The sequence below is a fragment of the Rhizobium pisi genome (assembly GCF_003938655.1).
Classification (GTDB): Bacteria; Pseudomonadota; Alphaproteobacteria; order Rhizobiales; family Rhizobiaceae; genus Rhizobium; species Rhizobium pisi.
In genome coordinates, this window is record NZ_RJJT01000001.1 from 300,084 (window position 1) to 318,749 (window position 18,666).

The window sequence follows — 18,666 nt, forward strand, 5'->3', positions numbered from 1 at the left end:
GACATGGCGGTTTTGGTGACGGGCGGGGCCGGATATATCGGCAGTCACATGGTTTGGTTGTTGCTCGATTCAGGCGAGGATGTGGTCGTGCTCGACCGCCTCTCCACGGGTTTTCGATGGGCCGTGGCGCCGGCGGCGCGTTTCTATCTCGGCGACATTGCCGACCCCGATATATTGAAGAAGATCTTCATCGAGAACGACATCGAGACGATCATCCATTTCGCCGGGTCCGCCGTCGTCCCGGTCTCGGTCGCTGATCCGCTTTCCTATTACGACAACAATTCCGGTAAGACCCGCGCGCTTCTGAGCGCTTCGATCAAGGCTGGCATCCGCAATTTCGTCTTCTCCTCGACGGCAGCCGTCTACGGTCAGCAGAAGACGGACCTGCCCGTGAAGGAGACAGCTTCCCTCAACCCGGAAAATCCTTACGGCCAATCCAAGCTGATGACCGAATTCATGCTGCGCGATGCCGCAGCCGCCTATGACTTCAACTATGTCGCGCTTCGCTATTTCAACGTCGCCGGCGCCGACCCGCACCACCGCACCGGCCAGTCGACTTCAGGCGCCACGCATCTCATCAAGGTTGCCTGCGAGGCCGCACTCGGCACGCGCGACGGCGTGCATGTCTATGGCATCGACTATCCCACGCATGACGGCACCGGCGTGCGGGACTACATCCACGTCACGGATCTTGTCGATGCACACCTGAAAGCGCTGCAGCACCTGCGCAAGGACAAGGGCTCGCTCGTTGCCAATTGCGGCTATGGCAGCGGCTATTCCGTGCTCGACGTGCTGAACATGGTGACCCGCCTCCACGGACATTCATTCAAGATCCACATGGCGCCGCGCCGCGCCGGGGATTCGGCAAGCGTCGTCGCAGACGCTTCGCTCGCCCGGCAGGTGCTCGACTGGAAACCTCGCTACGATTCGCTGGAAACCATCGTCCAGAGCTCGCTCGATTGGGAACTCTTCCTGTCGAACAAGAACGTCGACGATCTGCACAGCATCCATCGGGCGCTCGCCGCCGCTTCTTTCTGAACGGCGTTTCGACGCAACGGCCTTTTTACCATCCCCGTCCCGGCGGGGTCCGCATGACATGACTGGAATAAGGAAACATCAAGCTTTCTCTGGTGGCTCGGGGCCGACGGAAAAGAGACATGAAGAACTTTCTGGCCGCGCTGCGGCTGCAAAAAGACAACCCGACGTTTCTGGTGGCGCAGTTCCAGGCCCTGTCGTCCCAGATCCCTATTCTTTATGTCCTCCTGATCATCAACGCCCTTGCGGTGGCGGTTACGCACGTTAAATCCGCTCCTCTCTGGCTCGCGCTCTATATCCCTGTCGGTCTCAGCATCGTCTGCGTGTTCCGCCTCTGCTGGTGGGCGACCAGGGGCAAGGAAAACGTCACCGCCGAGCGGGCTTACCGGCTGATGAAGGTCACCATATCAGGCGCCTGCATCCTGGCCGCCGCCTTCGGCGGCTGGGCGATCGCGCTTTATCAGTACGGCGATGCCTCCCAGCAGGGCCAGATCGCCTATTTCCTCGTCGTGACGGGCATTTCCTGCATCTTCTGCCTGATGCATCTGCCGATGGCGGCGGCGATCACCACTGTCATCACCTTCTCGGCCATGATCGCGACCTTCATGTTCTCGGGCAATCCCGTTTTCGTGGCGACCGCCGTCAGCGGCCTTTTCCTGATTCTGCCCTTTTTGAGGGTAATCAACAGCTATTTCCAGAATTTCGTCGGCCTTGTGCAATTGACCGAGGAATTGAAGCAGAAGCAGGCGGAGGCTGAGGAGCTCAATCTCGTCAACAGCCGCAACGCCCTGCAGGACCAATTGACCAGCCTTGCCAACCGCCGCAGCTTCTTTCTCTCGCTGGAAAAACGGCTGCGGGAGAAACCATCCTCGCCGCCCGTCCTCGGCATTATCGATCTCGACGGGTTCAAGCCCGTCAACGACGTCTTCGGCCATGCCGCGGGCGATCTCGTGCTCAAGGAGACGGCCCGCCGCTTCACCGCGCTGGTCGGCAACGAGGGCATCGTCTCCCGCCTCGGCGGCGATGAATTCGGCATCATCTTCCCCTGTTCGATGACGCGCAACGCGATCGCCGATCTCGGCCAGGCGCTCTGCGCGGCCGTCCGCGAGCCCTATGAAATCCCCGACGGCTCGGTTCGTGTTTTCGGTTCCTGCGGCATCGTCTATCCCGATATCGGCCAATACACGGCCGAGGATCTCTACGAGAAGGCGGATTTCGCCCTCTACCAGGTCAAGAGCAAGCGCAGCAGCGGCGTCGAATTCTTCTCAGCCGACCACGAAAAAATCCTGACGCAGCGCCACCTGATCGAACTCGAACTGCAGGCGAACGACTTCGCCCAGGAATTGAAGCTCGATTATCAGCCGATCGTCGAATTGAAGAGCGGCCGCGTCGTCGGTTACGAGGCGCTCGCCCGCTGGGACAGCGCCCGCTTCGGCCGCATCAGCCCTGAGGCCTTCATCCCCGCCGCCGAACGCACGGCCGTCATCGGCCGAATGACGCGCATCCTCTTTGCCCAGGCGCTCGAAGCGCTGGCGATCATGCCGAAACATCTCAGGCTATCCTTCAACCTCTCGGCCCGCGATATTTGCGATCACGAGACCTCGATGGCCCTGCTCGCCATGATCACCCGCTCCGGCGTCGATCCGAAGCGCATCGAATTCGAGATTACCGAAACGGCGCTGCTTTCCGATTTCGACGCTGCCGACCGGGTGATATCAATGCTGCGCGCCGCCGGCATATCAATCGCGCTCGACGATTTCGGCACCGGCTTTTCGAGCCTCAGCCATATCCATCGTCTCGCCTTCGACAAGCTGAAGATCGACAAGGGTTTCGTGATGAATTTCGATCGCGACGCCCGCTGCATGAACATCACCCGCTCGGTCGCCAATCTCTGCCAGAATCTCGGCATCGCCTCCGTTGCCGAAGGCGTCGAAAGCGAGCAGATCGCCGAGGGATTGAAAGCAATGGGCGTCCGTCTGGCCCAAGGCTATTATTTCTCGCGGCCGCTGCCGCTGGAACTTGCCATCGAATATGCGGCCAGATGCGACGGCGCCGTTTCCGCCCGCAATTCACTCTCTGCCTGACAATCGATCGCGGCCGGCCGCAAATCGACTGGAGCGACGCCGCCTCGTCGTCTATTCATGGTCGCAACAGTGGAGGTGAAGCATGCAGGACGGCGAACGGCCAAGCGAAGTCATCATCGAGCGGCGAGGCACTGCCGGCATTATCCGGCTCAACCGGCCGCGGGCGCTGAACAGCCTGACGCTGCCGATGATCCGCGCGATCACCGAGGCCCTCGACGCTTTCGCCGGTGATGCCGCGGTGGCGAGCGTCGTGGTGACGGGGGAGGGTGAGCGCGGCTTCTGCGCCGGAGGCGATATCCGCGCCTTGCATGAGAGCGCCCGCGCCGGCGACGGCCTTGCGGGCGCCTTCTGGCGCGAGGAATTCCGCCTCAACCATATGATCGCCTTCTATCCCAAACCCTATGTCGCGCTCATGGATGGCATCACCATGGGCGGCGGCGTCGGCCTGTCGTCGCACGGTCGCCATCGCATCGTCACCGAGCGCACGCGCCTTGCCATGCCCGAAACCGGCATCGGCTATGTCCCGGATATCGGCGCCACCTGGCTGTTGCCACACGCCCCCGGCGAGGCGGGAACATGGCTCGGCCTAACAGGGCTCGATATTGGTGCCGCCGACGCGATCCACGCCCGCCTTGCCGATCTTCAAATCGCTTCGTCGCGGCTTGGAGAGGTGATCGAGGTTTTGTCGATCTTGCCGCTCGGCAGCGCGCCAAGCGATGTCGATGCCGTGTTGCAGGCGCTTTCCGAGCCTCCGGCAGAAGGCCAGCTGCAGCGGAACGCGGCAACGATTGATCGCGCATTTCGGTTTGACAGCGTCGAGGCGATCCTGGCCGCTCTCGCAGTGGAGGAGGGCGACTTCCCCGCCGAGACGCGCCGGGTATTGCTGACGCGTTCGCCAACCAGTCTGAAGCTCGCCTTGCGGCTGCTCAGGGACGGCCGCCGCAGCATCTCGCTCGCCGAATGCCTTCGCCGCGAACTCGGCGCCTGCCTGCAGATGTTGCACAATCCCGATTTTTTCGAGGGCATCCGCGCCGCCGTCATCGACAAGGACCGCAATCCGAAATGGTCGCCCTCATCAGTCGAAGCCGTGGAGGCGGCATCGGTCGAACATTTCCTGAAACCGGCCGAACCGCCGCTTTTGCTCTAAACCGTCCCGGCCTATCGCCACATGCCGCGCATGCGGGCGCCGACATCGATGCGCACCTGCCGGGCCTGCGCTTGGGCGGCGGCGTCCGATTTCACCTGCGGCCAGCTGCACGCCTCGAAGAACTGCAGCAGCGTCGCAGGGATGAAACGGCTGCGCGAGGCATAGACGTGGCGGTCGCCCTGCGAATTCTGCCCATAAGTAAAGAAGCGTTGCGGCACGACGAGGTCGAGACCGTCTCTTGCGCGCGTCATCGCCACGTAGAGCAGGCGACGTTCCTCTTCGATTTCGGCCGTGGTGCCGACGGCGAGATCGTTCGGAATGCAGCCGTCGACGACATTCAGTATGAAAACCCTCGTCCACTCCTGGCCCTTTGCGGAATGGATGGTCGACAGGATGAGATAGTCGTCGTCGAGAAGCGGCACGCCCGCCTGGTCGCTGGTCGCATCCGGCGGATCGAGGGTAAGCTCGGTGAGGAAGCGCTCGCGTGAGGCATAACCGCTGGCGATCTGTTCGAGCTGCAGCAGGTCGGCCTGCCGGGTCGCGGCGTCCTCATGCAGCCGTTCCAGATGCGGCGCATACCATTCTCGCACCAGCCCGATTTCCGCCGGCCAGCCGGCCTTCCCGGACTTCATCTCCTGCAGCATCGAAACGAAGGATGTCCAGTCTTCGCCCGAGCGCGGCGGCGCCGGCATGGCGGCAAGGGCAGACAGCGGGCTCACATCCTCCGCCATCAGGTCGAGCGCCTTCTGCGCTGTCGAGGGGCCGACACCCGGCAGGATCTGCATCAGCCGGAACCCCGCCACGCGGTCGCGCGGGTTCTGCGCGAAGCGAAGGGTGGCCAGCATGTCCTTCACATGCGCGCTGTCGAGAAACTTCAGCCCGCCGAACTTGACGAAGGGAATGTTGCGCCGGGTCAATTCGACCTCCAGCGGCCCGCTGTGATGCGAGGCGCGGAAGAGCACGGCCTGCTGCTTGAGCTTGAGGCCTTCCTCGCGATTGTCGAGCACCTTGTCGGCGATGTAGCGCGCCTGTTCGGCCTCATCTCGAACCGTGACGAGACGCGGCCGCTCAGACGATTGCCGCTCGGTCCAGAGGTTCTTGGTGAAGCGCTCCGAGGCGAGATCGATGACGGCGTTGGCCGCTGCCAGGATCGGCTGCGTCGAGCGGTAATTGCGGTCGAGTGTCACGATGTTGGCCGCCGGGCTGAAGGCGGCGGGAAAGTCGAGGATATTGCGCACCGTCGCGGCGCGGAAGGAATAGATCGACTGCGCATCGTCGCCGACGACGGTCAGCCCCCGGCCTTCGGGTTTTAGTGCGAGCAGGATCGAAGCCTGCAGCCGGTTGGTGTCCTGATATTCGTCGACGAGCACATGGTCGAAGCGGCTGCCGATGTCCTCGGCAATGACAGCCTCGCCGACCATCTGCGCCCAATAGAGCAGCAGATCGTCATAATCGAGCACATTCTGGGTCTGCTTCGCCTCCACATAGCAGGCGAAAAGTTCGCGCAGCTGTTTCTCCCATGTCGCGCACCAGGGAAAGGCGTCGCGCAGCACGAGGTCGAGCGCGGTTTCCGAATTCACCGCTCGGGAATAGATGGCAAGGCAGGTGCCCTTTGTGGGGAAGCGGCTTTCCGTCTTTGAGAAGCCTAGGTCATGCCGGATCAGGTTCATCAGATCGGCGCTGTCTTCGCGGTCGTGGATGGTGAAGTCAGGATCGAGACCGATCTGCTGGGCGTAATCTCGCAGTAGCCGCGCGCCGATGCCGTGGAAGGTGCCGGACCAGGAAAGCGCGTCCGCCATGACGCCGGCATTGGCGCCAAGCACATCGCGGCAGATGCGCTCGACGCGCCGCGCCATCTCGGCCGCCGCCCGGCGCGAGAAGGTCATCAGCAGTATGCGGCGGGGGTCGGCGCCCTTGACGATGAGATGGGCGACCCGATGCGCCAAGGTATTCGTCTTGCCGGAGCCGGCGCCGGCAATGACCAGCAGCGGCCCGGCAATATGATTGCCGTCGGTGAGCGTGCCGTGCTCGACGGCCATGCGCTGCTGTGGATTGAGCTTTTCGAGGTACATCCAGCCGTCCGGTCGGGCTCCCGCAGAATCACCGCGGAGAGATTAGATGTTCCTTGAATGTTCGCGATTGCCGCCTCTGTCAAGCGGCGCGAGAACCTCAGTCGGGGAAATCCGGGCCGACCACACGCCGTACCAGTTTCAGGCTGCGGTCCGGCTGAAGAATATAGGTCTCCTCCACCCGTTGGCCCGTCTGATTGTAGAACTGGTTGTAAACAGCGCTGCCGACCGGCGACTTGGTGAGCTTCGTTCGCGGCTGGCCGCCATAGGTGATGCTGCCCGGAATGGGTTCCAGCGCCGGCCCATCGGCTGAGGAGCAGCCGGCCAGCAATGCCCCGGCAAACAATGCGGGCAGAAACGCTTTCATCGTCGTCATCCTTCTTCCGTTGCCGGCAGATATGGAAATCGCCGCGTCTTTCGCCAAGGGCTGGCCGCCTGCAGCAACGAAACGCCTCGCTCCGGCGTTTATCAAGATCAGTCAACATCAAGGGACGGTCACGATGCCCGGCTTTCTGACATTCACGGGCCATGAGGAAATCGGCCGACAGGGACACCGCGATGCGGCGACGCGCGCTTCGGTGGAGAGCGCCATTCATGCTGCCGATAATATCGAAGCCGGGGAGGTCATCGTCAGCATGCTGGGCTCATACGTGATCCTGGAAGGTTTCGTGCGCCGGCGGGGTGACGTCGAGCGAGCGGTCGAGATCGCCGAGAGCATTGTCGGTCGAGGCTACGTGCGCAGCCGGATGCTGCACCGCTGAGGTGCGGCGAATGGGGCGCCGCGTCGGCCACGCGCTCCTATCCCGGTGTTGAGCAGCGGAACCAAAGGCCATCCCGGGTGTTGAAATGCCGGATCTAAAAGCTGGAGACCATCATGCAGTTGCTTTCTCGCCTCTGGGCAGCGACCCTGATTTCGGGTTGGGGCGTCTTTGCCGGCTCCGCCCATGCCTCGCTCGAAACCGGCACGAACTATTCCGCTCTGCCGAAGGACCAGATCGCCCTCAACGAATATACGGGAACTGCCGCTTGCACGCTGGCGGAACCCCGGTATCTCCCCTCTTTCATCCGCACGGCGGACGGCACGATCATCGGCGTCGGTTATGTCGAGGTGGAGAGTGAAGGGGGCGCAGCCTGCTGAAAACATCCGGGCTTGCTCGGACGAGGCTCGCCTGCGTTCCCGCAGAGGTGACGAGCCTCTGACCATCATCATGATGGCTGAGCATCTTCTATTGATGCACCTGTCCTGGGCGCAACGCCTCTTGCGTCAAAACCCGGCACAAGCTCGATGCAGGGTTAAGTGAAAATCAAGCATTGTACCGTTCCGACACGCTTCCTTCGGCAAAAAGCCGGCAAACGGCCCAAAAACCTTACCGAACTGCTAATGCAGCTTCAGCTTTGCCTCTTCGGCCGCTGCCAGGAACTCGGCTCTTGCTTCTTCCACGCTCTTGCGCCCGTCGAGCGCTGCCCGGCAGGTGCTGCGAGCCTTGATGTAATGAAGCCCGCGCGAACTCGGCCACAGATCCGCCAGGCATTTCAGCGCATCGAACGGACCATTGACCGTTCGCGCGTCGGCGCCTTCGAAACCGACCGTGACCGGGCTGTTCCATCGTTCAGTTGCCATCGATGCTCCTCCAGGGTTTTCGATTGACCAGATGTAACATCTCCCAATTCCTCCGGGAGACTCCGCGATAGTTAATATTCTAGCGCGATTTTCGCGGGCAGCAATGGTGGATGGATTCCGGCTGGTGAGGCGGAATGAGCTCAGGCGTTCGCTCTGCCTAAAGGTCCTTCAACCGGGAACGAGGGCAAGTTCGACGATGAATGCCATGGCGACGGTTCCGCCACAGCTAAACTGGCAGGGATTTCATTCAGCTGCTTGGGGCCGTGTCGCGAGATTTCGACCCAGCCGCTGAAATGGAACTTCGATGAAATTATAGGAGGCTATCGATATGGCGAGCGTGCCAGCCAATGTCATGATCAGCAACAGGGCGGCATGAAGATAGGGCGATGTGATCCCGGCTTTTTCAAGAGCCAGCATCCCCAAGACGAGCACAGCCATGTGCGAGAGATAAACGGAATAGGACATCTGCCCCAGCGCCTGGATGGGCTTCCATCTGAGGAGTCCGCCAACTGCTGAAAGACCAAATTGGCTTGGGGCCAGAACAGCAGCGGTGGCGACAATCCAGATCGAGACGGGCAGCACTGACGGCAATTCAAACAATATCAATGCCGTAACTATGAGCAGCGCAATTGGCGCTATGGCAATCCTGCGGTGAGCCAAGAGAGGGATGCCAACATTTAGCAGGAAGTATGTCGCAATGCCGATCGCAAAGAACGCGGAATATCGGCCGATGAAGCTATAGGGGAACCGAGGGCTGACATACGAAAGCACAAACAGCCCGATAACGAGGATTAGGCAAGCTTTGAAATTGCCTGCGGCGCGCACGCCCAAGGCGATCACCAATGGTGCAATCAGATAAAACTGCCATTCGAGCGAAATGCTCCATGCCTGCCCGAGAAAAGCATACTCTCCATTCGGGACCATGTTTCTTGGGACGACACCATGCAAGGCGACGATGTGGCTGACGACGTTCGGCCAAAAATTATCGAGCGCGGCAAGTGAGATCTGCAGTCGATTGGGCGTTGCCTCGCCGCCTGCTGCATTGGTCCATACGTCGACGCTAACCCACGCCAAGGCAATGGAGATCGCGAGATAGAACCAGTACACAGGAAATATCCGCAATACTCGACGAATGATGTAAATGCCGTAAGTCTCTCGCTTCCGCTCGACGAGCGTTGCAATAGCAAATCCGCTCAAGATTACAAAAACATCGACGGCGTAGGCATTTCCCAAGTTCGCGGGCCACGGAAACTGCATATAGATTGTCGCGGCCCAATGTCCGATAAGCACCCAGAGGGCCATCAGTCCTCGCAAGCCGTCATATTCTTTGATGTGGCGCAAGATCTATTCCCTGGCTGGAGTTTGGCCCAAATATCACTACCGGTCGTGGGTTGTAAGTTAGGGTGCAGCTCAGGTCAACTTCAGCGATAGGGAAACCTACGGCCAATAGCCGCCTGGGGCGGCGTTTGATATTTAGCAATCGGGAAAGATGATGAGCCTCACCCGGGGCGGTTTCGCGTGTGATCCTGCGCGCTGCCTGATTTTCAATAGTAGTTTTTTGAGAGAAAACTGGTGCTGCCGAGTGGGATTGAACCACCGACCTCACCCTTACCAAGGGTGTGCTCTACCACTGAGCTACGGCAGCAGGACCAGTACCCGTGCGAGCCGGGGGCTCAATTGCGGGAACGGGGCGGCTATTGCCACAGCTTGGCGACAAGCGCAAGCAGCAAATTCCAACTTCGCGTGGATTGGGATGCAAGGGACTTTTGGATCGGCGCAAATTCGGCTAATCCTGTTCACATGAACGACAAGACCGAAACCGGCCAAAAGAGCCGCAAAGAGGCGATCGAGGCCCAGGCGAAACTGCGCCGCGAGCGCGCCGCCGAAAAGCTCAGGGAAAATCTAGGGCGACGCAAACAGCAGGTGCGCGCCCGCCGTTCGGGCCAGGCCGACGAGACAGATGGACTGCCCGCCGCAAAAATGGACGAATCGTAATGTTCCGTCCGTGACGAATTGAAGCGTCCCGAGAAATCCCCTAAACACTCCACTCCTTATTCCAAGGCAGAACTTTCAGGAAAGGCGGGCGCGGCCCGTAAGCGCACATGGATCGTATCAGAATCGTCGGCGGTAATGAGCTGAATGGCATCATTCCGATTTCCGGCGCCAAGAATGCCGCACTGCCGCTGATGATCGCCTCGCTTCTGACCAGCGATACGCTGACGCTCGAAAACGTGCCGCATCTGGCCGACGTCGAGCTGCTGATGCGCATCCTCGGCAATCACGGCGTCGACGTCGCCGTCAACGGCCGCCGCGAGCGCCAGGAAGATTCCTATGCGCGCACGATCCATTTCACCTGCCGCACCATCGTCGACACCACTGCATCTTACGAACTGGTCTCCAAGATGCGCGCCTCCTTCTGGGTTATCGGACCGCTTTTGGCACGCGAAGGCCATTGCAGGGTTTCGCTGCCGGGAGGCTGCGCCATCGGCACGCGCCCTGTCGATCTCTTCATCGAGGGCCTGACGGCGCTCGGCGCGACCATGGAGATCGATGCCGGATACATCAACGCCAAGGCGCCTGCCGGCGGCCTGATCGGAGCACGCTACACCTTCCCGAAGGTCTCCGTCGGCGCCACCCATGTGATGATGATGGCGGCAACGCTTGCCCGCGGCACGACTGTCATCGGCAATGCCGCCCGCGAGCCTGAGGTCGTCGACCTCGCCAACTGCCTGAACGCCATGGGCGCCAAGATCACTGGCGCCGGCACGGCAACGATCACCATCGAAGGCGTTACCTCGCTCTCCGGCGCCCGCCACCGCGTCCTGCCGGATCGCATCGAGACCGGCACCTACGCCATGGCCGTCGCCATGGCCGGCGGCGACGTCGTGCTCGAGAATACCGATACGTCGCTGCTCGAAACCGCGCTGGAAACGCTGCGTCGGGCCGGCGCGGAAATCTCGTCGACCAACAACGGCATGCGCATCAGGCGCAACGGCGCCGGCATCAAGCCGGTCGATATCGTCACCGATCCTTTCCCGGGCTTCCCCACGGACCTGCAGGCGCAGTTCATGGCGCTGATGACCCGCTCTTCGGGCATTTCGCATGTCACCGAGACCATCTTCGAAAACCGTTTCATGCATGTGCAGGAGCTTGCCCGCCTCGGCGCTAGGATCTCGCTCTCCGGCCAGACGGCGAAGATCGAGGGTGTCGAGCGCCTGCGCGGCGCCCCCGTCATGGCGACCGATCTGCGCGCCTCCGTTTCGCTCGTCATCGCCGGCCTCGCCGCCGAGGGCGAAACCACGGTGTCCCGCGTCTATCACCTCGACCGCGGTTTCGAGCGGCTTGAGGAGAAGCTGACCCGCTGCGGCGCAGTGGTCGAGCGCATCAGCGAGTAAAGCGACCTTCACCCCGGTTGCGTAATTGGCCGCAGCATCTTATTTCCCTTGTCTGACGCATCGCCATTCCGGCGGTGCCCGGCACCTGAAGTAATGGGATTGAGGCTGAATGACCGACCTGAAGCTTGTTGCGCTCGATGACGAGGATCTTGCGATCATTTCCGCGCATATGCAGGACAGCGTCTTCAAGGTCGGCGATATCGACTGGTCGCCGCGCGACGCGCAGTTCGCCCTTGCCGTCAATCGTTTCGTCTGGGAAAGTGCCGCGCGCAAGCGTAGGGGTTTTGAGCGCCGCCGTGCGGCGCTGGTCTTCAAGCGTGTGCTTGCCGTCCGTTCGCTCGGCATCGACCGTGGGAAGCGCGACGAGGTGCTGTCGCTGCTTGCACTGCGCTTCGAGAAGAAGGGCGAGGGGCCGGACGGTACGATCGAACTGTCGCTGTCAGGCACAGCCTCGATCGCGCTCGATGTTGAATGCATCGAGATCCAGCTGGCCGATATCGGCGGTGCCTGGGAGGCGGCTTCAAAGCCTCGCCATCCCTGAAACGCCTGTCGCGTGAACGTTTGAACATCGCGGTTTCGAGTTGAGAAGGAATATCGGTCTTGGCAATCTGGCTGGATCAGGCATCGGAAGGTTTCGAGCAGCATTTTGCCGCCTTTCTGACGACGAAGCGTGAAGTCTCCGAAGATGTGAACGTCGTGGTTCGCGCCATCATTGATGACGTGCGCGCCCGCGGCGACGCAGCGCTGGCCGAATATTCGCTGAAGTTCGACGGCATCGATTTCGCCACCGTCCCGATGCGCGTCACATCAGAGGAGATCGACGCCGCCGTCGAGGCGGTGCCATCGGAAGTGCTGGGCGCGCTGAAGCTTGCGACACTGCGCATCGAATCCCACCATCGCCGGCAACTGCCGAAGGACGATATCTACGAGGACGACATGGGCGTCGGTCTCGGCTCGCGCTGGACAGCGATCGAGGCGGTCGGGCTCTATGTTCCGGGTGGCACGGCCAGCTATCCGAGTTCGGTGCTGATGAATGCCGTGCCGGCCAAGGTCGCCGGCGTTGATCGCATCGCCATCGCCGTTCCCGCCACAGGCGGCGCTGTCAATCCGGCGGTGCTTGCCGCCGCCAAGCTTGTGGGCGTCACGGAGATTTATCGTCTCGGCGGCGCCCAGGCGATCGCGGCACTCGCCTACGGCACTGAGACGATCGCCCCGGTTGCCAAGATCACTGGCCCCGGCAATGCCTATGTCGCTGCCGCCAAACGCCATGTCTTCGGCACCGTCGGCATCGACATGATCGCCGGCCCCTCCGAAGTGCTCGTCATCGCAGACAAGGACAACAATCCCGATTGGATCGCTGCCGACCTGCTGGCACAGGCCGAGCACGATGTCAGCGCCCAGGCGATCCTGATCACCGACGATGCCGAATTCGGCAAGGCGGTGGAGCAGGCGGTCGAACGCCAGCTGAAGACGCTGAACCGCGCCGAGACGGCTGCGGCCAGCTGGCGCGATTTCGGCGCAATCATCCTGGTTGCCGATCTGAAACAGGCCATTCCCCTGGCAAACCGTATCGCCGCCGAGCATCTGGAACTTGCGGTCGTCAATCCGGACCGGCTGCTCGACGGCATCCGCAATGCTGGAGCGATTTTCATCGGCTCCCACACACCCGAGGTGATCGGCGATTATGTCGGCGGTTCGAACCATGTGCTGCCGACGGCGCGTTCGGCGCGCTTCTCATCGGGTCTTTCAGTCCTCGATTTCGTCAAGCGCACCTCGATCCTGCGCCTCGGTCCGCAGCAGCTGCGTACCCTCGGCCCGGCGGCGATCGCGCTTGCCGTTTCCGAGGGCCTCGATGCCCATGCGCGATCGGTCGCGATCCGCCTCAACCTCGAAAGGTGAGGGCATGGCGAAGGGCGATTTTCGGCTTTGCGACGTCGTCCTTGACGATACGATCGGCCGTTCGACGCCCGATGTCGAGCACGAACGCGCCGTCGCCATCTTCGATCTCATCGAGGAGAACAGCTTCGAGCCGCTCGGCCATGCCGGCGGGCCTTACCGGCTGAACATCTCCCTGGTCGATTCGAAGCTGGTCTTCGCCATCACCACGGAAGAAGGCCGCGACGTCGCCACCCATATCCTGTCGCTGACGCCCTTTCGACGGATCGTGAAGGATTACTTCATGATCTGCGAGAGCTATTACGAAGCGATCCGGTCGGCGACGCCGAGCCGCATCGAGGCGATAGACATGGGGCGGCGCGGTATTCACAATGAAGGTTCGCAGACGCTGAAAGACAGGCTGGCCGGCAAGATCGAGGTCGATTTCGACACCGCCCGGCGCCTTTTCACGCTGGTCTGCGTGCTCTACTGGCGTGGGTGACGGCCATGGAGCTCGCCGCCGATGCCGAGGAAGGAAAGAGGCCGGGCGCCATTCTCTTCATGTGCGGGCTGAATGCCATCCGCTCGCCGATGGCGGAAATGATTGCCCGTAGCATTCTGCCGTCCAATACTTATATACGCTCCGCCGGGGTTCGCGCCGGCGAGCGCGATCCCTTCGTAGATGTCGTGCTCGAAGAGATCGGGCTTTCACTCGGGCGCCGCCAGCCGCAGACGCTGGAGGAGCTGGAGGATGATTATTTCGATCTGATCATCACCCTTTCGCCGCAGGCTCACCACGCGGCGCTTGAGCTCACCCGGTCAAGTGCGGTCGATGTCGTCTATTGGCCGACGATGGATCCGACGGTCGTCAGCGGAACGCGCGAGCAGATTCTGGAGAGCTACCGCGAGGTCCGCAATCACCTGATCAGTCTCATCGAAAGCCGGCTACTCAAAAGGAAAGGCGTTGCCGCGCAATCGGCATGAAAACAAATAAAAGAAAGCCCGATCAACAAGGTTCACAAACCTGCGTTGATTGTGTAGTTTCCGCCCAAATTTTTAAAGGCGCGCGCTGCGCTGCCTATTCAACCCACAGGAAGAAAACCACTATATGCCGAAAGAAGAAGTCCTCGAATTCCCCGGAATCGTCACCGAACTTCTGCCGAATGCGACGTTCCGCGTGAAGCTCGAAAACGAACACGAGATCATTGCCCACACCGCCGGCCGCATGCGCAAGAATCGCATCCGCGTTCTCGCAGGCGACAAGGTGCTTGTGGAAATGACGCCCTACGATCTGACCAAGGGCCGCATCACCTACCGTTTCAAGTAAGCCTGCCCAAGGTCCTGCAAGGGTTTTTCTCCTGCCTGCCGATGCTCGAGGTTCCATGGCGCTGAAATACAAGCTCATTCTGGCCTCGGGCTCGCCCCGCCGCGTCGACCTGCTCAACCAGGCCGGCATCGAGCCCTCGCGCCTGATGCCGATGGATATCGACGAGGCGCCGAAGAAGTCGGAGCATCCGCGTTCGCTCGCCCGGAGGCTTTCGGCGGAAAAGGCGGAAGCTGCCCTTGCCGCCATCAAGAGCGATATCACCTGGAAGGGCAGCTATATCCTCTCTGCCGATACGGTGGTCGCTGTCGGCCGGCGCATTCTCGGCAAGGCTGAGTTCGCCGACGAGGCGTTGAGCTCGCTGCATCTCCTGTCGGGGCGCAACCATATGGTCTACACCGGCGTTTGCCTGGTGACGCCGGATCGCAAGATCCGTCAGAAGATCGTCGAAACCAAGGTGCGCTTCAAGCGTCTTTCAGGCTTCGAGATCGAGAACTATCTGGCCTCCGGCCAGTGGCGCGGCAAGGCGGGTGCCTACGGCATCCAGGGCCTTGCCGGCACTTTCGTGCAGAAAATGGTGGGCTCCTACACGAATGTAGTCGGCCTGCCGCTTTATGAAACCGTTCTGCTTTTGACCGGCGAAGGCTTCGACGTGCATAGCCGGTGGCCCGAGGGCTGAGCCCGACGGCCGATCGATAGGACGAACCGATATGCCTGAAGAAAAGAAAGCAGCCGCCAAGGTCGAGCCGCTGCGCAAGACGCGCCCTTGCCCCGAATGCGGCAAACCTTCCCACCGCGAACATTACCCCTTCTGCTCCAACCGCTGCCGCGAGGTCGATCTCTCCCGCTGGCTGACCGGCGCCTACGCCATTCCCGTTGCCGACGACGAGACCAAGGCCGAATATCCGGATGACGAAAACTAATGCCTGTCGCCCAAAAGTGTGCAGCGGTTTTGGGATGACGACATGCATGGAAATCAAGACCTGAAGCACGAGCAGCAATCTGAAGGATTGTGACGCGCTTCAGAGAGTTCCACCCGCGAAGCTCTTATTTTTCCTCATGAATCCGGAAAACTGGTAAGACCGTCAAAAAAGAGTCATTTGACGCTTGCCATGGGCGAACAAGATGCTATAACCCCGCTCGCTTCCGGGGCGAACCAAGGCCCCGAGGTGCTTTCTTCGAAAGCGCCAGTGGAAGCAGGTTAGCCCAGGTAGCTCAGTTGGTAGAGCAGCGGATTGAAAATCCGCGTGTCACTGGTTCGATTCCGGTCCTGGGCACCATTCAGTTTACCCAAATTAATCTCATATGTGTGTTGTTGGAATTGCTGCGTAAATTCATAGGCTTACCGGATGCCTGTGCCCCGCTCGACTCTATTTTTTTAGGTCTTTGCACCCCTTTCGTATGCATTACAGCTGCCCGTCTCAGAAGCCTTTTCCCGGCAGCCAATAGATTTTGAGTATTGGCCGACGTTTTCCCGAGGCCGGTTCGCAGCCTCGTCGAGTGCACGGCGCATGCATTCATTCGCCGGAGTAAGCTACAGGCCCGCTTCGATCCGCGGGCTGTTGTGCTTGGCTGATGATCTGTGACGGCTGTCAGTGATGAGGGCGCATCAGAAGGTCATGTTGCTCTATCCACAGCGCGGGAAGATCGACAACCCGCTTGAGCTTCGCGATGGCGAAATCGGTGGCTGCTGCCCTGTGAGGATCGCTTCGGTGATTCTCGGCGATAGAAACGCCATAGGCAAGATGCGGTTGATGTCAGCAAGCGTCGGATGGTTCACAAACAACCACCGCTTTGTCCGCAAATGGCGCAAAGCCAGAGACGCGCATCAAACCACTTGTCTCAAACATCCTGAGCCGGACACATCATAGCCAGCGACGACATAACTGTGATGGCATTGTATGAGGTGCGTCGCCGTTGTACCATGTAGCCTGACGGTTGCGCAAAGTGCCAGGTCTATAGCCGGAGCCAAAGTCCGGTCGCACGTCTCAACCCGATGAATAAGTGACCGTGGATCATGGAACTTGTCGTCGCCCTTGGCCTGATTGTCTTAAAGGTCGCGTTTCTGATCGCGATCCTGCTGCTGCTGCCGTTGCCGCTGACCTGGCTGGAACGCAAGATCGCCGGGCACATCCAGCAGCGGATGGGGCCGATGCGTGTCGGGTGGCACGGGCTGCTGCAGCCGGTGGCGGACGGAATAAAGCTCTTAACCAAAGAGGACCACATCCCGGCCGAGGCCGATCGTTTCCTGTTCAAACTGGCGCCAATCCTGGCGCTCACCCCGCCCTTTGTGGTGTTCGTCGCGATCCCCTTCGGCGAAAGCATCTCGGTCCTCGGCGCCGATATCACGCTCCACGTCTCCAACACGAATGTGGCGTTACTCTTCGTCTTTGCGGTGATCGGGATCGAGGTCTATGGCGTCATCTTCGGTGGCTGGGCCGCCAACAGCAAATACGCGGTCCTCGGCAGCCTCAGGACCTGTGCGCAGATGATCAGCTACGAGATTCCGATGGGGTTCGCGGTGATCGGGGTGGTCATGTTGGCGCAATCCATGAGCCTGCTCGACATCGTGCGGGCCCAAACCGACGTCTGGAACATCGTCTACCAACCGGTCGGCTTCTTCGTGTTCTTCGTCGCTGGATTGGCCGAAGCGCAGCGTATTCCCTTCGATCTTTCGGAAGCGGAAGGCGATCTGGGTGCCGGCTTCCATACCGAATACAGCGGTATCCGCTTTGCGTTTTTCATGGTCAGCGAATATGCCATCGTGTTGCTGGTGTCGGTCCTGGTGGTGATCCTGTTTTTCGGCGGCTGGAACGGTGTACTAATCCCCTTGCCACCACTCCTCTGGTTTGTGCTCAAGGTCGCATTCTTCGTCTATGTGTTTATCTGGTTCCGCTTCACTTTCCCCCGCTACCGCTACGACCAACTGATGGCGATCGGATGGAAAGTCTTGCTTCCTCTGTCGATGGCGAACATAATTATAACCGGTGTACTTTTAGGGGCCGTGGCGGCTCCGTAGCGAGGCGGCGATGTCGCGCGCGCAGGACAGAGTTGGAACATGGATTGGCTGGGCGTTCTTCGCCGACCTGGCGAGTGCGTTGGCTCTGACCTTCGGTTACTTGTTCTCCAGAACCGTGACCATGCAGTATCCGGACAAGGAAAAATGGCTACCCTACTCACGCTATCGCGGGCATCACTTCCTGACGCGTGATGAAGAGGGCGAGATCAAGTGCGTGGCCTGCGAACTCTGCGCGCGGATCTGCCCCTGCGACTGCATCGAAGTCGTCCCCTACGAGGACGAGAAGGGCAACCGGCACCCGGCCAAATTCGAGATCGACACGGCTCGCTGCCTGTTCTGCGGGCTGTGCGAGGACGCCTGCCCAGCGGATGCAATCGCGCTCGGCCAGCAGTACGAATTTTCGAGTTTTTCCTCGCGTGACCTGGTGATCGGGCGCGACGACCTGCTCGCCAAGCCGGGCAAGGCGGCAACCGGCGGCGGCGTGGTCGCCGCGCGCCTGAATACGCAAAAGGACGTGCTCGTCGAGACGAAAGAGATGCAGGGCTACAACTGGTGGCGGAATATCCGGCGAACGTGAACGCGCGCCATCCGTCAAGCCGGAGCGCGCAGACAGGAGGCTCAGATGCTTGTCGGCGAAATCATGAAGAACAAGGGTGTCGGTGTCATCGCGGTCACTCCCGATCAGACGATGGTGGAAGTCTTGAGGCTGTTTCGCGACAACAATATCGGCTTCGTCGTCGTCGGCCAATCGAACGACGAATACCTGGGTTCGCTATCGGAGCGGGATTGCTGCAATGCGGTGGCGGAATACGGGGCCGAGGCGGCGATGATGCGGGTCGCGGATATCATGAACCGCAATGTGGCGACCTGTTCGACACGGGACTTGCTACCCGTAGCGATGGGGATCATGACCCAGCGGCGTACGCGTCATGTGCTGGTCATGGATGGAGGCGACGTTGTCGGCGTGGTCAGTATCGGCGACGTGGTTAAACACAGGCTCGACGAAGCGCAGCGCACAGAGCAGGATCTGCAGGATTACATCTGCGGGACCAGGTATCACTGAAGTCGCCAGCTTGATGTGAAGACGCTGGGGCAGG

21 protein-coding genes and 2 tRNA genes are annotated in these 18,666 nt (G+C 60.7%); 18 read left to right on the top strand and 5 right to left on the bottom strand.

What is annotated here, in order from left to right; translation table 11 throughout:
• Positions 1 to 3: 3 nt before the first annotated feature.
• The 3 genes from galE to EFD55_RS01565 all read left to right on the top strand — a co-directional run bounded on the left by galE (position 4) and on the right by EFD55_RS01565 (position 4,266).
• Entirely contained in the window at positions 4 to 1,038 is a 1,035-nt protein-coding gene (gene galE / locus EFD55_RS01555; protein ID WP_125842313.1) for a UDP-glucose 4-epimerase GalE, read from the top strand.
• Between the two features lie 119 nt (positions 1,039 to 1,157).
• Positions 1,158 to 3,119 (top strand): putative bifunctional diguanylate cyclase/phosphodiesterase, encoded by a 1,962-nt coding sequence (locus EFD55_RS01560; RefSeq protein WP_125842315.1) that lies wholly within the window; start codon positions 1,158 to 1,160, stop codon positions 3,117 to 3,119.
• Positions 3,120 to 3,201: 82 nt separating this feature from the next.
• The gene (locus tag EFD55_RS01565) at positions 3,202 to 4,266 is read left to right on the top strand and encodes an enoyl-CoA hydratase/isomerase family protein (protein WP_125842317.1); all 1,065 of its coding nucleotides are present in this window, start codon (positions 3,202 to 3,204) and stop codon (positions 4,264 to 4,266) included.
• Between the two features lie 11 nt (positions 4,267 to 4,277).
• On the opposite strand, the gene EFD55_RS01570 is transcribed toward EFD55_RS01565, so the two are convergent.
• Both EFD55_RS01570 and EFD55_RS01575 read right to left on the bottom strand, forming a co-directional pair.
• Positions 4,278 to 6,338, bottom strand: coding sequence for an ATP-dependent helicase (locus EFD55_RS01570; RefSeq protein WP_125842319.1), 2,061 nt, complete (start codon positions 6,336 to 6,338; stop codon positions 4,278 to 4,280).
• Between the two features lie 97 nt (positions 6,339 to 6,435).
• The gene (locus tag EFD55_RS01575) at positions 6,436 to 6,702 is read right to left on the bottom strand and encodes a hypothetical protein (RefSeq protein WP_125842321.1); all 267 of its coding nucleotides are present in this window, start codon (positions 6,700 to 6,702) and stop codon (positions 6,436 to 6,438) included.
• A 133-nt stretch (positions 6,703 to 6,835) separates the two neighbouring features.
• Here EFD55_RS01575 and EFD55_RS01580 point away from each other — a divergent pair, with 133 nt between their 5' ends.
• Positions 6,836 to 7,096 (top strand): BON domain-containing protein, encoded by a 261-nt coding sequence (locus EFD55_RS01580; protein ID WP_125842692.1) that lies wholly within the window; start codon positions 6,836 to 6,838, stop codon positions 7,094 to 7,096.
• Between the two features lie 113 nt (positions 7,097 to 7,209).
• Positions 7,210 to 7,473 carry a hypothetical protein gene (locus EFD55_RS01585; RefSeq protein WP_125842323.1) on the top strand — a complete coding sequence of 88 codons (264 nt, stop codon included), beginning with the start codon at positions 7,210 to 7,212 and terminating at the stop codon, positions 7,471 to 7,473.
• A 240-nt stretch (positions 7,474 to 7,713) separates the two neighbouring features.
• Here EFD55_RS01585 and EFD55_RS01590 read toward each other — a convergent pair whose 3' ends face one another.
• The 3 genes from EFD55_RS01590 to EFD55_RS01600 all read right to left on the bottom strand — a co-directional run bounded on the left by EFD55_RS01590 (position 7,714) and on the right by EFD55_RS01600 (position 9,601).
• Positions 7,714 to 7,956, bottom strand: coding sequence for a DUF982 domain-containing protein (locus tag EFD55_RS01590; protein WP_125842325.1), 243 nt, complete (start codon positions 7,954 to 7,956; stop codon positions 7,714 to 7,716).
• 243 nt (positions 7,957 to 8,199) lie between these two features.
• Positions 8,200 to 9,297, bottom strand: coding sequence for an acyltransferase family protein (locus tag EFD55_RS01595; RefSeq protein ID WP_125842327.1), 1,098 nt, complete (start codon positions 9,295 to 9,297; stop codon positions 8,200 to 8,202).
• A 229-nt stretch (positions 9,298 to 9,526) separates the two neighbouring features.
• Positions 9,527 to 9,601 (bottom strand) — tRNA-Thr (locus EFD55_RS01600).
• Between the two features lie 155 nt (positions 9,602 to 9,756).
• Here EFD55_RS01600 and EFD55_RS01605 point away from each other — a divergent pair.
• From EFD55_RS01605 to EFD55_RS01665, 13 genes are all read left to right on the top strand, one after another.
• Positions 9,757 to 9,951 (top strand): hypothetical protein, encoded by a 195-nt coding sequence (locus EFD55_RS01605; RefSeq protein WP_125842329.1) that lies wholly within the window; start codon positions 9,757 to 9,759, stop codon positions 9,949 to 9,951.
• 107 nt (positions 9,952 to 10,058) lie between these two features.
• Positions 10,059 to 11,351, top strand: coding sequence for a UDP-N-acetylglucosamine 1-carboxyvinyltransferase (murA, locus tag EFD55_RS01610; RefSeq protein WP_125842331.1), 1,293 nt, complete (start codon positions 10,059 to 10,061; stop codon positions 11,349 to 11,351).
• A gap of 109 nt (positions 11,352 to 11,460) precedes the next feature.
• The gene (locus tag EFD55_RS01615) at positions 11,461 to 11,892 is read left to right on the top strand and encodes a DUF2948 family protein (protein ID WP_125842333.1); all 432 of its coding nucleotides are present in this window, start codon (positions 11,461 to 11,463) and stop codon (positions 11,890 to 11,892) included.
• A 59-nt stretch (positions 11,893 to 11,951) separates the two neighbouring features.
• Entirely contained in the window at positions 11,952 to 13,250 is a 1,299-nt protein-coding gene (hisD, locus tag EFD55_RS01620) for a histidinol dehydrogenase (protein WP_125842335.1), read from the top strand.
• Between the two features lie 4 nt (positions 13,251 to 13,254).
• The gene (locus EFD55_RS01625; RefSeq protein ID WP_125842337.1) at positions 13,255 to 13,728 is read left to right on the top strand and encodes a UPF0262 family protein; all 474 of its coding nucleotides are present in this window, start codon (positions 13,255 to 13,257) and stop codon (positions 13,726 to 13,728) included.
• Between the two features lie 5 nt (positions 13,729 to 13,733).
• A complete protein-coding gene (locus EFD55_RS01630) occupies positions 13,734 to 14,210 on the top strand; it encodes an arsenate-mycothiol transferase ArsC (RefSeq protein WP_125842339.1) in 477 nt (158 codons plus the stop codon).
• A 124-nt stretch (positions 14,211 to 14,334) separates the two neighbouring features.
• A complete protein-coding gene (gene infA, locus EFD55_RS01635) occupies positions 14,335 to 14,553 on the top strand; it encodes a translation initiation factor IF-1 (RefSeq protein ID WP_003545338.1) in 219 nt (72 codons plus the stop codon).
• A gap of 55 nt (positions 14,554 to 14,608) precedes the next feature.
• Positions 14,609 to 15,229 (top strand): Maf-like protein, encoded by a 621-nt coding sequence (locus EFD55_RS01640; RefSeq protein WP_125842341.1) that lies wholly within the window; start codon positions 14,609 to 14,611, stop codon positions 15,227 to 15,229.
• 31 nt (positions 15,230 to 15,260) lie between these two features.
• Positions 15,261 to 15,473: a DNA gyrase inhibitor YacG gene (yacG, locus tag EFD55_RS01645; RefSeq protein ID WP_125842343.1), complete on the top strand. Its 213-nt coding sequence runs from the start codon at positions 15,261 to 15,263 to the stop codon at positions 15,471 to 15,473.
• Between the two features lie 281 nt (positions 15,474 to 15,754).
• Positions 15,755 to 15,830 (top strand) — tRNA-Phe (locus EFD55_RS01650).
• A 737-nt stretch (positions 15,831 to 16,567) separates the two neighbouring features.
• Positions 16,568 to 17,569 (top strand): NADH-quinone oxidoreductase subunit NuoH, encoded by a 1,002-nt coding sequence (nuoH, locus tag EFD55_RS01655; RefSeq protein WP_125842345.1) that lies wholly within the window; start codon positions 16,568 to 16,570, stop codon positions 17,567 to 17,569.
• A 10-nt stretch (positions 17,570 to 17,579) separates the two neighbouring features.
• Entirely contained in the window at positions 17,580 to 18,146 is a 567-nt protein-coding gene (locus EFD55_RS01660) for an NADH-quinone oxidoreductase subunit I (protein WP_125842347.1), read from the top strand.
• Positions 18,147 to 18,191: 45 nt separating this feature from the next.
• Positions 18,192 to 18,632: a CBS domain-containing protein gene (locus tag EFD55_RS01665; RefSeq protein ID WP_125842349.1), complete on the top strand. Its 441-nt coding sequence runs from the start codon at positions 18,192 to 18,194 to the stop codon at positions 18,630 to 18,632.
• The last annotated feature ends 34 nt before the right edge of the window (positions 18,633 to 18,666 follow it).

Coding starts and splice junctions, on each gene's coding strand:
- galE (WP_125842313.1), top strand. CDS start 4: ATGGCGGTTTTGGTGACGGGCGGGGCCGGATATATCGGCAGTCACATG.
- EFD55_RS01560 (WP_125842315.1), top strand. CDS start 1,158: ATGAAGAACTTTCTGGCCGCGCTGCGGCTGCAAAAAGACAACCCGACG.
- EFD55_RS01565 (WP_125842317.1), top strand. CDS start 3,202: ATGCAGGACGGCGAACGGCCAAGCGAAGTCATCATCGAGCGGCGAGGC.
- EFD55_RS01570 (WP_125842319.1), bottom strand. CDS start 6,338: ATGTACCTCGAAAAGCTCAATCCACAGCAGCGCATGGCCGTCGAGCAC.
- EFD55_RS01575 (WP_125842321.1), bottom strand. CDS start 6,702: ATGAAAGCGTTTCTGCCCGCATTGTTTGCCGGGGCATTGCTGGCCGGC.
- EFD55_RS01580 (WP_125842692.1), top strand. CDS start 6,836: ATGCCCGGCTTTCTGACATTCACGGGCCATGAGGAAATCGGCCGACAG.
- EFD55_RS01585 (WP_125842323.1), top strand. CDS start 7,210: ATGCAGTTGCTTTCTCGCCTCTGGGCAGCGACCCTGATTTCGGGTTGG.
- EFD55_RS01590 (WP_125842325.1), bottom strand. CDS start 7,956: ATGGCAACTGAACGATGGAACAGCCCGGTCACGGTCGGTTTCGAAGGC.
- EFD55_RS01605 (WP_125842329.1), top strand. CDS start 9,757: ATGAACGACAAGACCGAAACCGGCCAAAAGAGCCGCAAAGAGGCGATC.
- murA (WP_125842331.1), top strand. CDS start 10,059: ATGGATCGTATCAGAATCGTCGGCGGTAATGAGCTGAATGGCATCATT.
- EFD55_RS01615 (WP_125842333.1), top strand. CDS start 11,461: ATGACCGACCTGAAGCTTGTTGCGCTCGATGACGAGGATCTTGCGATC.
- EFD55_RS01625 (WP_125842337.1), top strand. CDS start 13,255: ATGGCGAAGGGCGATTTTCGGCTTTGCGACGTCGTCCTTGACGATACG.
- EFD55_RS01630 (WP_125842339.1), top strand. CDS start 13,734: ATGGAGCTCGCCGCCGATGCCGAGGAAGGAAAGAGGCCGGGCGCCATT.
- infA (WP_003545338.1), top strand. CDS start 14,335: ATGCCGAAAGAAGAAGTCCTCGAATTCCCCGGAATCGTCACCGAACTT.
- EFD55_RS01640 (WP_125842341.1), top strand. CDS start 14,609: ATGGCGCTGAAATACAAGCTCATTCTGGCCTCGGGCTCGCCCCGCCGC.
- yacG (WP_125842343.1), top strand. CDS start 15,261: ATGCCTGAAGAAAAGAAAGCAGCCGCCAAGGTCGAGCCGCTGCGCAAG.
- nuoH (WP_125842345.1), top strand. CDS start 16,568: ATGGAACTTGTCGTCGCCCTTGGCCTGATTGTCTTAAAGGTCGCGTTT.
- EFD55_RS01660 (WP_125842347.1), top strand. CDS start 17,580: ATGTCGCGCGCGCAGGACAGAGTTGGAACATGGATTGGCTGGGCGTTC.
- EFD55_RS01665 (WP_125842349.1), top strand. CDS start 18,192: ATGCTTGTCGGCGAAATCATGAAGAACAAGGGTGTCGGTGTCATCGCG.